We start from the raw sequence: 12,563 nt of genomic DNA, 5'->3' as shown, positions 1-12,563 counted from the left end.
TTTATCTTTATTTATTTCACGGGAATTTTATCAATTCTTTTCTGATGTCTTCCTCCCTCAAATGGGGTGTCGAAGAACTCTGTCAGAATCATATCAGCCTCTTCAGTGCTGATGAAGCGTCCCGGCATCACAAGTATATTTGCATCGTTGTGCTGGCGGGCCAGGTGTGCTATTGCAGCCGTCCAGCAAAGCGCGGCACGGATGCCCTGATGTTTGTTTAGCGTCATACTGATACCATTTCCGCTTCCACAAATGGCAATGCCCGGATAGCATTCGCCAGCTTCTACTGCCAGTGCTAACGGGTGCGCAAAATCAGGATAGTCACAACTTTCAGCAGAATAAGTACCAAAGTCTTTGTATTCCCAACCTTTTGCCTGCAACCAGCCCCGGACGAATTCTTTCAGTTCGAATCCGGCATGGTCACAGCATAGTCCGATTTTTTTCATTATAGCATCTCTTTTACCTGGTTGTACACATTGGCGGCAGTGAAGCCCAGCTTCTCGTCCAGCACTGTGTAGGGAGCAGAGAAACCAAATGACTCAAGACCGAAAACTTTACCATTAGCACCTACAAGACCTTGCAGATTTACGGGCAGACCAGCGGTGAGGCCGAAAATCTTTGCACCTGCCGGGAGTACCGATTCCTGATATGCCTTATCCTGGCTGCGGAACAATCCTTCGGAAGGTGCCGATACGATACGTACCTTCACACCGTCTTTGCGAAGCAATTCGGCTCCGGCAATGAGAGTGGCTACTTCCGAACCGGAAGCTACCAGAGTTACGTCCGGATTCTCGTCAGAACCGGCAACGATGTAAGCTCCTTTGGCCACTTGTGCATAGTCGTTGCCTGTAGGCAGGCTGACGATGTTCTGGCGGGAAAGAATCAGAGCAGTCGGGGTGTAGATATTTTCCATAGCCAGTTTCCATGCAATAGTGGTCTCTTCGGCATCTGCCGGACGGAGTACAAGCATAGAGTTGTGGCCTTTGTGATTTTTCAGTTTCTCCATCAGGCGGATTTGTGCTTCCTGCTCTACGGGTTCGTGAGTAGGGCCATCTTCGCCTACTCGGAATGCATCGTGTGACCAGATGAACTTCACGGGTTGTTCCATCAGGGCTGCCATGCGGATGGCAGGTTTCATATAGTCGGAGAATACGAAGAAGGTGGCACATGCCGGAATAACGCCACCGTGAAGTGACATACCGATGCAGACACAAGCCATGCTTAATTCTGATACGCCGGCCTGGAAGAAAGCTCCGCTAAAGTCGCCACGTTTGAAGGCATGTGTCTTTTTGAGGAAACCGTCTGTCTTGTCTGAATTAGAAAGATCGGCAGATGCTACTACCATATTCTCTACTTGTGTAGCCAGTGCACCCAGTACGGTGGCCGAAGCGGCGCGGGTGGCCACATTGGGTTTCTGTTCGATAGCGTCCCAGTTTACTTTAGGAGCTTTTCCTGCAAAGAAGGTGGCCATTTTTGCTGCCAATTCCGGGTTTGTTTTGGCCCATTCGGCTTTTGCTGCATATTTTTCGGCTACTATCTTTTTCAGGTCTTCGGTACGTTTGGCGTACAATTCGGCTACTTCCGGGAAGATAACAAACGGTTCGTCGGGATTTCCGCCCAGATTCTTGATTGTATTGATATAGGCATCACCACCTAATGGTGCACCGTGTGTAGCACAGTTGGCTTCATAGCTGCTGCCATCGGCTTTACGTGCTCCTTTGCCCATCGTGGTTTTCCCAATGATGAGTGTAGGACGTTTGCTTTCTGCTTTTGCTTCTTTGAGGGCAGTGCGGATAGCATCAGGATCATTTCCGTTGATTTCGATAACGTTCCAGTCCCATGCTTTGTATTTCATGGCCACGTCTTCTGCCGTCACTTCTTTGGTTTCGGTAGAAAGCTGAATATCGTTGGAGTCATAGAACATGATGAGATTGTCCAGTCCCAGGGTTCCGGCAATACGTCCGGCTCCTTGTGAAATCTCTTCCTGGATACCACCATCAGAGATGTAGGCATAGATAGTCTGGCTCATAACTTCACCAAAGCGGGCTTTAAGGAATTTAGCTGCGATGGCGGCTCCTACGGCAAAAGTATGTCCCTGTCCCAGCGGACCGGAAGTGTTTTCTACACCACGCATGATGTCTACTTCGGGATGTCCCGGAGTAGGGCTTCCCCATTGGCGGAACTGTGCCAGTTCTGCCAGCGTATATTTACCGGTCAGTGCAAGTACAGAGTAGAGCATTGGTGACATATGACCCGGATCGAGAAAGAAACGGTCACGTCCTTCCCAGCGGGGATTCTGAGGATCATATACTAAGAACTCAGAGAAAAGTACGTTTATAAAATCCGCACCTCCCATAGCACCACCCGGATGTCCGGAGTTGGCTTTTTCAACCATAGATGCAGCAAGAATACGGATATTGTCCGCTGCACGGTTCATAAGTTTGCTTTCGTTCATATTTATAATGATTAAGTTTTCATATTTTTCGCAAAGATAATGCAAACTGAGAGCAGAATAAAATGAACACGTTCATTTTTTTATGCCAAGGTGCAGCTTATCTTCGCTTTTTCCGCAAAGATAAGTCTTTAACGTTAATTATCGGGCATAAGAAGGGGGCTTTTTTCAATCTTTGTTTAAAGTCCGAAAGCGCTCTTCTTGTGCTGCGTACAATAACTATTTGTCCTTATCGTACTTATATCAACAAAAAGAGAGACACATCTGTTTAGGATATGTCCCTCTTTATAGAAGTTAGTTTTTGTTATTTATACGAGTTTTCTTGAACCGTCGCCGATTACAACATCATACACTTTGGGGCTTCTGCCAAATTTGGCTTTGAATGCCTCTTTTGCCTTTTCGATGAAGTTATCGTACAATTCTTCTTTAACCAGGTTGATAGTACAACCACCAAAACCGCCACCCATAACGCGTGAACCGGTTACGCCACACTCTTTTGCCAGGTCGTTGAGGAAGTCGAGCTCTTCGCAGCTTACTTCGTAGAGCTTGCTCATGCCGTGGTGTGTTTCATACATTTTCTTACCTACTGTTTCGTAGTCGCCTACTTCCAGTGCATCGCAAACGTCGAGTACGCGTTGAATTTCTTCAATCACATATTCAGCACGCATGTAGTCTTCGTCGCTGATGTCAGCTTTGGCTTCTTTGAGCATATCCATTGTGCAGTCGCGAAGGAATTCTACGTGCGGATGTTTTTTCTGGATAGCAGCTACAGCAGCTTCACAACTCTGGCGGCGCTTATTATAGGCCGATGAAGCGAGTTCATGTTTTACTACCGAGTCTACCAGTACAAGACGGTAACCTTCTGGTTTGAAGGGGAAGTACTGATACTCCAGTGAACGGCAATCCAGACGGATCAGGCTGCCTGCTTTTCCGAATACGGAGGCAAACTGGTCCATAATACCACAGTTTACACCGCAGTAGTTATGTTCTGTAGCCTGTCCCACTTTGGCCAGTTCAAATTTGTCTATTTTGTTGTCGCCAAACAGATCATTCAGTGCAAAAGCGTATGTACTTTCGAGTGCTGCCGATGAAGACATACCAGCTCCCAGAGGCACATCGCCAGAGAAAGCAGTATTGAATCCTTTCACATCAACACCACGTTTAATCATTTCGCGGCATACACCGAAGATATATCTTGCCCAACTTGCTTTCGGAGCATCTTCTTCGTTCAGCCCGAATGATACATAGTCTTTCAGGTCGATAGAGTATGCGTTGACTGTATTGGTTCCGTTTGGTTTGATTTCTGCAATCATGCCTTTATCTATAGCTCCCGGGAATACGAATCCACCATTGTAGTCGGTGTGTTCGCCGATAAGATTAATGCGGCCCGGTGAGGCGTAAACTGATCCTGTAGTTCCGTCAAAGTGTTTAATAAAACGGCTTCTTACGTGTTCTATATCCATGATAATATCTTTTTAATTGGTTAATATAATAGTTTATTCAACCGGAATATTCTTGTTTACATTCTTGCAACCGATCAATGCGTAGTACAGCATGTAAGCTACACCTGCAAAGATTACCCAGAAGCTTGACATATAGCTGCTTGTTACGTCGGCCACACCACCCTGGATAAGCGGAAGGATACCACCACCGCAAACCATTACCATGAAGATACCTGATGCCATTGCTGTGTACTTACCCAGACCTTCTACAGCCAGGTTGAAGATGCCACCCCACATGATAGAAGTACAAAGACCGCAAAGGATAAAGAACATGATACCGATAGGTACATTAGCCATACCAAAGCTGATGTCTGATTTGAATACAGGCATATTGATTGTAGCCTCAACCGGAGCAAACATACCCACAAGCAGGAAGCCCAGTGCGAACAAACAAACGGTAGTTAATTGGGTTTTGCTGGAGAACTTAGCACCAAGTGCACCACCACAAAGACGGCCAATCATCATCAGGAACCAGTAAGTACCTACGATAGAACCCGCCATAGCTGTATCCATACCAATACCTTTTGCGCCGGCAGCTTCCGGAGAAGTAGTCAGGAACAAGTTTACGAAGTTAGGAATACCTACTTCAACGCCTACGTATACGAAAATAGCAACAGTTCCGAGTACAAAGTGACGGAAAGACATTGGACTGTGAGTATCTTTCACCTTGTGGTCTGAAGCGTGCTCCATGTGCGGTTCCGGAAGTTTCATACTGCCCAATACAATGAATGCTATAGCGAAGATACCCATTGCGATGAACAATGCAGGATTAGCGTCACTAATCTTGGTATCCTGGCTGATAGTACCAATCAGATAACCGCCCAGTACCGGAACGATAGTAGCTGCGATAGAGTTTAGAGAACCTCCGAACTGAATCAGCTGGTTACCTTTTTTGCCACCGCCGCCCAGTGTGTTCAACATCGGATTTACTACAGCGTTCAGCATACACATAGAGAAACCGGAAACGAAAGCACCACCCAGGTATACCCAGAAAGCGATCAATTCACCGGGAGCATAAGAAATTTGTCCGGAAAGGAACTGGATTCCTACGCCGACAAATCCAACGGCAACGGCGATTAATGCTGTTTTCTTATAACCGATTCTTTTCAGCATAATACCGGCAGGAAGCCCCATAAAGGCATAAGCTATGAAGTTTGCTGCATTACCCAACTGGGTCATCCAGTTAGGAGCATTGAATTGTTCTTTTACGATGAGTCCGAGCGGGTTTGTAAATCCTGTTACGAACGAAATCATAGCGAAGAGGGCGAACATCATTGCAATAGGCAATAGATAGCTCTTTTTCTGTTGTGTCATGGTTTTAAAAAAGTTGTTAGTTTATAAAATTAGGTTATTTAGTTATTAATTGACAATAGACAATTGACAGTTGACGGTGATAGTTAACAGTGGGTTATGCTATATGATGCTGCATAATAACTGTCAATTGTCAACTGTCAATTGTCCACTTTATAAGTTTTCGACAGAAAATTTATAAATCGTTACCTGTTGGTACTCGTCTCCCGGAAGCAGTACGGCTGAAGGGAAATGAGGTTTATTGGGCGTGTCGGGGAAGCATTGTGCTTCGAAGCAGATGGCACTGCGAGCCGGGAAAGTGGCACCGTGTGAACCTTCAAAGCCGTTGAGCCAGTTGCCCGTATAGAGTTGCACGCCGGCCTCGGTGGTATAAACTTCCATGACGCGTCCGCTTACGGGATCTGTGCAAGTGGCAGCCAGATCCAGCGAACCGGCTTCCTGTTTGTTGAGCACGTAGCAATGATCGTATCCTGCGCCGTAGACAAGTTGCTGAAAAGCGTCGTTAATGCGTTCGCCCACAGTGTGCGGGGTGCGGAAGTCCATCGGAGTTCCTTCTACTTTGGCAATCTCTCCTGTGGGGATAGATACTTCGTCTATCGGAGTATAAAAATCAGCATTGATTGTGACGATGTTATTTTCTACTGTCGGGGTGGGGGTAGCGATACCTGCCAGATTGAAGAACCCATGATTGGTAAGATTTACAACAGTAGCTTTGTCGGTGGTAGCACGGTATTCGATGACCAGTGCATTTTCCTCTTCTTCAAGTCTATAAGTCATTTCTACTTCCAGATTTCCGGGGAATCCCTCTTCTCCGTCGGCCGATACATAGTTGAAGATGATCGTGCTTTCGTCTATCTGGTCGGCATCCCACACACGTGCATGAAAACCGGTAGGTCCTCCGTGCAGGGAGTTGGGGCCGTTGTTGATTGTCAGCGAGTGCTCTTCGGCGTAGAGGGTGAATTTCCCTTTGGCGATGCGGTTACCATAACGACCGATGGTGGTGCTGAGGAATGGTTCGGGACTATTTATTACATGGTCTATACTGTCGTGCCCGAGGATAACGTTGGCATATTTCCCGTTTTTGTCCGGGACCATGATGGAGAGAATGGCACAGCCGTAATTTGTTACAGCAACTTCCATCCCTTTTTTATTTTTGAGGATAAATAAGTCTGTTTGCTTATCGTCGATATCCTTTTGAAAATCCTTCCGGTTTAGTCCGGATAAATTTTCTTCTGTTGGGAATGTGTTATTCATGTCTGGCATATATAAAATTTCTTGCAAATAAAGCTAAATTCTTTCGTACTCCCAAATTATTCATGGTAAATCTATTCGAGGATTTAGGAAAGTTTAGCGTTTAGTTTCGCATGGGCTAAAACTTACTTTCGTGTCAATTCTATGAAATTTTGGTGATGAATTTAATATAAAACGCCCGGTTCTGTGTATTATTTGATATTTTTTGTATGTTTGTCCTCTGATTATCAAATCAAGAATTATAATCTAAGTTTATTAACAGAAAAACAAAATGTATCCGTTAAAATTTGAACCGATCCTGAAGCAGACACTTTGGGGAGGCGACAAAATCCTTCCGTTCAAGCACTTGAGTGATAACTTGACAGGAGTAGGAGAAAGCTGGGAGATTTCCGGCGTAGAAGACAATGAATCTGTGGTGGCTAATGGTCCCGATAAAGGATTCACGTTGACCGATATGGTGAGAAAATACCGTGAAGAACTGGTCGGTGAAGAAAACTATGCCCGTTTTGGCAATAAGTTTCCCTTGCTGATTAAATTCATCGACGCTAAACAAGATCTCTCTATTCAGGTACACCCCAACGACGAGCTGGCAAAGAAGCGCCACAATTCTATGGGAAAAACCGAGATGTGGTATGTTGTTGATGCCGATAAGGGGGCAAAACTCCGTTCGGGATTTTCAGAACAGATCACCCCGAAAGAGTACAAAGAGCGTGTTTTCAACAATACCATAACCGATGTGCTGCAAGAGTATGAAATACATCCGGGTGACGTGTTCTTCCTTCCTGCAGGACGTATTCACAGCATCGGTGCAGGTGCATTTATCGCAGAGATTCAGCAGACTTCGGACATTACTTACCGCATTTACGACTTCAACCGCAAGGATGCCAAGGGCAATACGCGTGAACTGCATACCGACCTGGCACGCGAAGCTATCAACTACGAAGTGCTCGATGATTATCGCACCAAATATGACGCTGTGAAAGACGAACCGGTGGAGCTGGTGGCTTGTCCCTATTTCACCACTTCCCTGTATGACATGACCGAAGAGATCAGTTGCGACTATTCGGAACTGGATTCTTTCGTGATTTTCATTTGCATCGAGGGTTCTTGCCGATTGACAGACAACGAAGGCAACGAGCTGGCGTTTTGTGCCGGCGAAACAGTTTTGCTTCCTGCCACGACAGAGAATATAACGATTACTCCCGAAGAGGGAGGAAGCGTGAAGATTCTCGAAACTTACGTTTAAAGTAAAAAAGTCTTTATTCTTACGAGGGGGGCTCGCGCGCGTAGGCGCGTAACTCCCCTTGTTTATAGTTTTAATTCTCTTATAAGGTGTAAATCGTGTATCATCAGGAAAATTTCCAGATGATAAGTCGGATGATAATTTTGCGATCATAGGAAGTTTCATCAGGAGAATTTCCTGATGATTTCTTGTATAAGGAGTGTTAATATCGTATTTTGTTCGGAGTGTTTTTTGAGACAAATACTTTGCATGGAGACTACGCCCGCAGTACATGTAGCGTAGGCGTTGCCTGCATGCAGCGCGGGCGTAGTCTCCAAAAGGTGCTTCCCTTCTTGTTTTTTTTACAAAAAAAACACCTCTACCCTAAAGTGGAGGTGAATGTGCAAAGCGAAATACTGTGTAGGAAATACTGCTTTTGTAATAAGTTTTTGTTTATCCCTTTCTGAAAAAACGGCGAATCTTTTTCATTATTTTCACTCCCATTACCACACCATCAAAGATTGCCATTCCTGTATTGAATGATCTCATTATTGCGTCTGTTTGAGAGGTGGCGGGAGCAAGAGGGGCAAAAATTCGTTGTGCCGTTCGGGTCATCGCTTTTTTCTGTCCGCGTATTTCTTCCAGTTTCTCTGTCTTGAGCCGGGCGATATATTCCAGTGTGATTTTCTGGGGGGTAGCTTGCTGATTGTTCATAACTTATTCTTTTGAATCATTAAGAAACAGGCCGGCAAGGAAGTTTACCATTGGAGAAATGATAAGTTTCTTGCGGAAGATAATAACTGTGGCAATGAGTATGATGTTGATTGCTGCAATAATGCCAAAGCTCACCATGAGTCCGCCAACGAGCGGTTCGAGGATATAGGCCAGGGCGAATAAGAGATAAAACAGGGCCACCATGCCGAGAATAATGAGTACTAAAACCATGATTAAGGTGGAAAGAAGTATGGTTAGCTTTTCCGTCAATTCCAGTTTGGTATATTCTTTCTGGAGCTCCAGATATTTCTTGAACTCGAAGAATAGCTGTTGAAAGTTTTCTATACTTTTGTCGTCTGCAAACATAGTGGCTCTGTTTTGATTCTTTTAGTCAGTTACTTCTTTTAGTTCGGCTGCAATTTCGTCAACGAGGTTTTCCATCTCATTGCGATTTAACTTGATACCTTTTTTACGAAGAATCTCTGCAATTTTGTGACGAGTGTCTTCTCCCTTTTCAGGAGCAAACAAAATACCAAGTGCTGCGCCTACTGCTGCACCACCTAAAAAAGCTGCTAATACATTAAGTCCTTTCATAATTTTACTGTTTTAAAGTGATAATACTACAAATATAACGCATTTATTGCATAGGATGTTCTATGGATGAGGATTTTTTTTAAGGGTTTTTATCTGAATCCTCTCATCTGTGTGTCATGGATATACAAAAAAGAAGGCAACCGTTTTTCCGAAAGGAAAACGATTGCCTTCTTATCTATTAATACATCTTATCTTTTGGGTTGCTCTCCTTTTTGCGTTTGTTTCTTTCGCCTCCAGAAGTCTCCATTGGAGCGGCTACCACGGTATACTTTATTCTCTTTTGCTTTCGCTTTGAGTTCTTCCGTTTTCACCTCCTGCGCCTTGGCGCCTTCGGTGGTGACAAACGGATGGTCTTTGACCACTGGGATTGTTTTTCCGATCAGCTTCTGAATATCTTTGAGGTAAGGTAATTCTTCCGATTCGCAGAAGGAGATCGCAATTCCTTCATGTCCTGCACGCCCTGTGCGCCCAATGCGGTGTACATACGTCTCCGGCACATTGGGTAGCTCGTAGTTGATGACGTGTGACAACTGATCTACATCGATACCACGTGCTGCAATGTCCGTCGCAATCAATACGCGTAAAGTATGGTTTTTGAAATCCGTCAGGGCACGCTGGCGTGCATTCTGCGATTTGTTGCCATGTATAGCCTCAGCGCGTATACCCGATTTGGTTAGTATGCGTGCCAGTTTGTCGGCTCCATGTTTGGTACGTGTAAAGATCAGTACCGATTCAATCGACTGGTCTTTCAGTAAGTGCAATAATAAGTCCTTCTTCTCCTTCTTCTCTACAAAGTAGACGTATTGCGAAATTGTGTCTACAGTAGAAGAAGCCGGTGTCACCTCTACCTTTTCCGGATGGGCCAGCATCGAGTTGGCCAGTGTCTCTATCTCCGGCGGCATAGTAGCCGAGAAGAAAAGCGTCTGGCGCTTCTGGGGAAGGAGTTTCAGTATCCGTCTGATATCATGGATAAAGCCCATATCGAGCATGCGGTCGGCCTCATCCAGTACGAAGAAGTCCAGTGTTTTGAGAGATATGTAACCCTGGGTTATCAAGTCCAGCAAGCGCCCCGGGGTGGCAACCAGTATCTGTACACCATTGCGCAACGCGTCCGTCTGAGGTTTCTGACCCACTCCGCCAAAGATGACAGTGTGCTTCAGTCCGGTGTATTTGCCATATGCCTCAAAACATTCACCAATCTGAATGGCCAGCTCCCGGGTTGGGGTTAATATCAATGCTTTTATTCCTTTGCGGTGGTCGGTTTTATATAGTTTCTGCAAAATGGGGATAGAAAAAGCAGCTGTTTTTCCTGTTCCGGTCTGTGCACATCCTAATAAATCTTTTCCTTGAAGTAAAACGGGGATTGACTGTTCTTGTATGGGAGTGGGAGAGGAATAACCCTCTTCTTTCAGAGCCTTGAGTATGGGCTCTATCAGGTTTAAATTTTCAAATGTCATGTAAAAAAGTTGAATGAGCCTCGCGGCTCGTTATGTTATATGGAGCAAAGATACGCGAACTTGTGGGGGTAAATACTTTTATATCGTCGGTTTAATCTTATTTAACTAAGAGAAAGGCCGAATGATAGCAGGTTAAAGCGTATTTTTGTTGCTCAATTCTATAGAGTAATAACAATATGAGAGGTAAGATTGTTTTTATAACCGGAGCAAGCAGTGGAATAGGCGAAGGTTGCGCCCGAAAGTTTGCTTCACAAGGTTCGGATCTGATTCTTAATGCCCGTAATGTGGCAAAACTGGAAGAGTTAAAAAACGAACTGGAAGCAACTTATGGAGTTCGCGTATTCTTGTTGCCTTTTGATGTTCGTGATCGTAAAGCTGCAACTCAGGCACTGGCTTCTTTGCCCGAAACGTGGAAAGCGATTGATGTGCTGGTAAACAATGCCGGACTCGTTATCGGGGTTGATAAAGAGTTTGAAGGAAACCTGGACGAATGGGATATTGTGATAGATACAAATATAAAGTCGTTGTTGGCCATAACCCGTCTGGTAGTTCCCGGAATGGTGGAGCGCGGATGTGGACATATTATCAATATTGGCTCTATTGCCGGTGATGCCGCTTACCCCGGTGGAAGTGTGTATTGTGCCACCAAAGCCGCGGTCAAAGCCCTTTCGGACGGACTGCGCATCGATCTGGTGGATACGCCGTTGCGGGTAACCAACGTAAAGCCGGGGATGGTAGAGACAAACTTTAGTGTAGTTCGTTACCGGGGCGACAAGCAAGCTGCGGACAATTTTTATAAAGGAATCCGTCCGCTTACAGGTGATGATATCGCAGAAACAGTATATTTCGCAGCTTCGGCTCCGGAACATATCCAAATAGCAGAGATACTGGTGATGCCTACCTATCAGGCTACAGGCACTATCTCTTATAAAAAGAAAGCAGAATGACGAAGAAATGGTTGTATCTTTTATGTTTGCCTTTGTTGTTATCGGTAGTGGCTTCCTGTTCGGATGATGAAGACAAACTGACTGGTAAATGGCAATTGAGGCGGTATGAGCTTCCCGATGGCACTGTGCAGAAGGAAGATAGTGTATTTTATAATTTTCAGAAAGGTAGCTTTTCGGCCATCTGTTTGCTCGAAGATAAGACGTATCACACCTTTTTCGGACTTTATTCTTTGCAGGATGATAAAATTTATATTATTTTGCGCCCCGAAGAGAATATAGATCTTTGCAAGCAATATTTACAGTGGGATGAACTGGGCCGAACATTTCAACTTGAAGAACTTTCTTCGTCCACTCTTCGGCTTAGATCTGAAGATATTGTATCTGTTTTCAGAAAGTATTGATACGAATTTATTAACTAAAAGAATATAGATTATGAAAAAATTGGTAGTATTGGGAATGAGTGTATGCATGGTTCTGGCATTTGCTTCTTGTAAATCAAGCGAAAGTGCATATAAAAAAGCATACGAAAAGGCAAAACAGCAGGAACTTGCCGAACCGCAGGTAGAAGCTCCGGTGGAAGTAACTCCCGTTGTAGCAGCTCCGGTAGAGGTAAAGAAGGCTACAGATGCAGCCAATGGTGTGCGTCAGGAGAAAGTAACGGTTGTTTCGGGCAATGGTGACAACCTGAAAGATTATAGCGTAGTGTGTGGTAGCTTCGGTTTGAAAGCAAATGCCGAAGGTCTGAAAGACTTTTTGGATGCTGAGGGCTACAATGCAACTATTGCATTCAATGCAGAATCTGCTATGTATCGTGTGATTGTGAGCACTTTTGCCGACAGAACGGCCGCTGCACAGGCTCGTGATGCTTTCAAAGCTAAATACCCTAACCGTAAAGACTTCCAGGGTGCCTGGTTGCTTTACAGAGTATTTTAATATTTCTTTTTGGTAATATCGGAAGCGGGAAAGCACCCTTCCGGAATAAGGGCAGTAGCTGGGAAGTTGCTGCCTTTTTGCAATATAGGTTTTGTATTTCACCACAGAAGACGCAGAGGACACGGAGCTTTATTATCCGGATAAAACGCAGATTAAAGTACGGGTCTTCTTTTTTCATAT

13 protein-coding genes are annotated in these 12,563 nt (G+C 44.8%); 4 read left to right on the top strand and 9 right to left on the bottom strand.

Annotated features, from left to right (window positions below):
* Nucleotides 1–11: 11 nt before the first annotated feature.
* The 5 genes from rpiB to HCG69_RS02840 all read right to left on the bottom strand — a co-directional run bounded on the left by rpiB (nucleotide 12) and on the right by HCG69_RS02840 (nucleotide 6,519).
* Nucleotides 12–446, bottom strand: a complete 435-nt coding sequence (gene rpiB / locus HCG69_RS02860; protein WP_195349552.1) for a ribose 5-phosphate isomerase B — start codon at nucleotides 444–446, stop codon at nucleotides 12–14.
* A complete protein-coding gene (locus tag HCG69_RS02855; protein ID WP_025867699.1) occupies nucleotides 446–2,455 on the bottom strand; it encodes a transketolase in 2,010 nt (669 codons plus the stop codon). Before HCG69_RS02855 ends, rpiB begins: the two co-directional genes overlap by 1 nt.
* 305 nt (nucleotides 2,456–2,760) lie before the next feature.
* Complete coding sequence (galK, locus tag HCG69_RS02850) at nucleotides 2,761–3,915, bottom strand: galactokinase (protein WP_002561674.1); 1,155 nt, start codon at nucleotides 3,913–3,915, stop codon at nucleotides 2,761–2,763.
* Between the two features lie 33 nt (nucleotides 3,916–3,948).
* A complete protein-coding gene (locus HCG69_RS02845; RefSeq protein WP_221648771.1) occupies nucleotides 3,949–5,268 on the bottom strand; it encodes an MFS transporter in 1,320 nt (439 codons plus the stop codon).
* A 150-nt stretch (nucleotides 5,269–5,418) separates the two neighbouring features.
* Nucleotides 5,419–6,519: an aldose epimerase family protein gene (locus tag HCG69_RS02840; protein ID WP_044095505.1), complete on the bottom strand. Its 1,101-nt coding sequence runs from the start codon at nucleotides 6,517–6,519 to the stop codon at nucleotides 5,419–5,421.
* 268 nt (nucleotides 6,520–6,787) lie between these two features.
* Here HCG69_RS02840 and HCG69_RS02835 point away from each other — a divergent pair, with 268 nt between their 5' ends.
* Nucleotides 6,788–7,762 carry a type I phosphomannose isomerase catalytic subunit gene (locus tag HCG69_RS02835; RefSeq protein WP_195349554.1) on the top strand — a complete coding sequence of 325 codons (975 nt, stop codon included), beginning with the start codon at nucleotides 6,788–6,790 and terminating at the stop codon, nucleotides 7,760–7,762.
* Between the two features lie 429 nt (nucleotides 7,763–8,191).
* On the opposite strand, the gene HCG69_RS02830 is transcribed toward HCG69_RS02835, so the two are convergent.
* From HCG69_RS02830 to HCG69_RS02815, 4 genes are all read right to left on the bottom strand, one after another.
* Nucleotides 8,192–8,452 carry a hypothetical protein gene (locus HCG69_RS02830; protein ID WP_002561670.1) on the bottom strand — a complete coding sequence of 87 codons (261 nt, stop codon included), beginning with the start codon at nucleotides 8,450–8,452 and terminating at the stop codon, nucleotides 8,192–8,194.
* 3 nt (nucleotides 8,453–8,455) lie between these two features.
* Nucleotides 8,456–8,818, bottom strand: coding sequence for a phage holin family protein (locus HCG69_RS02825; protein WP_002561669.1), 363 nt, complete (start codon nucleotides 8,816–8,818; stop codon nucleotides 8,456–8,458).
* A gap of 21 nt (nucleotides 8,819–8,839) precedes the next feature.
* Nucleotides 8,840–9,046 (bottom strand): YtxH domain-containing protein, encoded by a 207-nt coding sequence (locus HCG69_RS02820; RefSeq protein WP_002561668.1) that lies wholly within the window; start codon nucleotides 9,044–9,046, stop codon nucleotides 8,840–8,842.
* Between the two features lie 188 nt (nucleotides 9,047–9,234).
* Nucleotides 9,235–10,503, bottom strand: coding sequence for a DEAD/DEAH box helicase (locus HCG69_RS02815; protein WP_221648770.1), 1,269 nt, complete (start codon nucleotides 10,501–10,503; stop codon nucleotides 9,235–9,237).
* 176 nt (nucleotides 10,504–10,679) lie between these two features.
* Between HCG69_RS02815 and HCG69_RS02810 the strand changes: the two genes are divergently transcribed.
* From HCG69_RS02810 to HCG69_RS02800, 3 genes are read left to right on the top strand one after another with little or no spacing between them, the layout of a single operon-like run.
* Nucleotides 10,680–11,450 (top strand): SDR family NAD(P)-dependent oxidoreductase, encoded by a 771-nt coding sequence (locus HCG69_RS02810; RefSeq protein WP_007484996.1) that lies wholly within the window; start codon nucleotides 10,680–10,682, stop codon nucleotides 11,448–11,450.
* Nucleotides 11,447–11,851 carry a lipocalin-like domain-containing protein gene (locus tag HCG69_RS02805; RefSeq protein ID WP_002561665.1) on the top strand — a complete coding sequence of 135 codons (405 nt, stop codon included), beginning with the start codon at nucleotides 11,447–11,449 and terminating at the stop codon, nucleotides 11,849–11,851. The genes HCG69_RS02810 and HCG69_RS02805 overlap by 4 nt, the downstream gene beginning before the upstream one ends.
* 31 nt (nucleotides 11,852–11,882) lie before the next feature.
* The gene (locus HCG69_RS02800) at nucleotides 11,883–12,383 is read left to right on the top strand and encodes an SPOR domain-containing protein (RefSeq protein ID WP_002561664.1); all 501 of its coding nucleotides are present in this window, start codon (nucleotides 11,883–11,885) and stop codon (nucleotides 12,381–12,383) included.
* The last annotated feature ends 180 nt before the right edge of the window (nucleotides 12,384–12,563 follow it).

It is taken from the genome of Bacteroides sp. K03 (assembly GCF_019734355.1).
GTDB classification, from domain to species: Bacteria; Bacteroidota; Bacteroidia; order Bacteroidales; family Bacteroidaceae; genus Bacteroides; species Bacteroides nordii.
This window is presented reverse-complemented; position numbering and strand designations above follow the sequence as displayed.